Annotated in this window: 1 protein-coding gene; it reads left to right on the top strand. The window is 71.2% G+C overall.

Going from position 1 to position 614, the window contains the following annotated elements; translation table 11 throughout:
- Positions 1 to 614, top strand: a 614-nt coding sequence (locus tag TMES_RS22030) for an aconitase family protein (protein WP_245835548.1), incomplete at both ends; no start/stop codon positions are given.

Raw genomic sequence — 614 nt, 5'->3', positions numbered from 1 at the left:
CGCGAGCGCTACACCTTCCTGAAATGGGCCCAGGGCGCGTTCGACAACCTGCGGCTGGTGCCGCCCGGCAAGGGCATCCTGCACCAGATCAACATCGAATACCTGGCCGAGGTGGCGACCACGCGCCGCACCGCGCAGGGCGCGGCGGTGACCTGTCCGGATACCCTGGTCGGGACCGACAGCCATACCACCATGGTCAACGCCCTGGGCGTGCTGGGCTGGGGCGTCGGCGGCATCGAGGCCGAGGCCGCGATGCTGGGCGACGCGCTGGTGCTGCGCGCGCCCGAGGTCATCGGCGTGCGGTTGTACAACCGGCCCGCGCCGGGCATCACCGCCACCGACCTGGTGCTCAACCTGACCCGCATCCTGCGCGAGGCCAAGGTGGTGGCGCAGTTCGTCGAGTTCACCGGCGAGGCGCTGGATGGCGTGCTGTCGCTGGAAGACCGCGCCACGCTGGCGAACATGGCGCCCGAGTACGGCTCGACCTGCGCCTACTTTCCGGTCGACGAGGAGACCCTGGCCTATCTGGCCCGCACCGGCCGCGATGCGGCGCACATCGAACGCGTGCGGCGCTATGCGCAGGCCGCCGGGCTCTGGCGCACGCAGGAACGGCC

This window comes from Thalassospira mesophila (genome assembly GCF_002115755.1).
Taxonomy (GTDB): Bacteria; Pseudomonadota; Alphaproteobacteria; order Rhodospirillales; family Thalassospiraceae; genus Thalassospira; species Thalassospira mesophila.
This window is presented reverse-complemented; position numbering and strand designations above follow the sequence as displayed.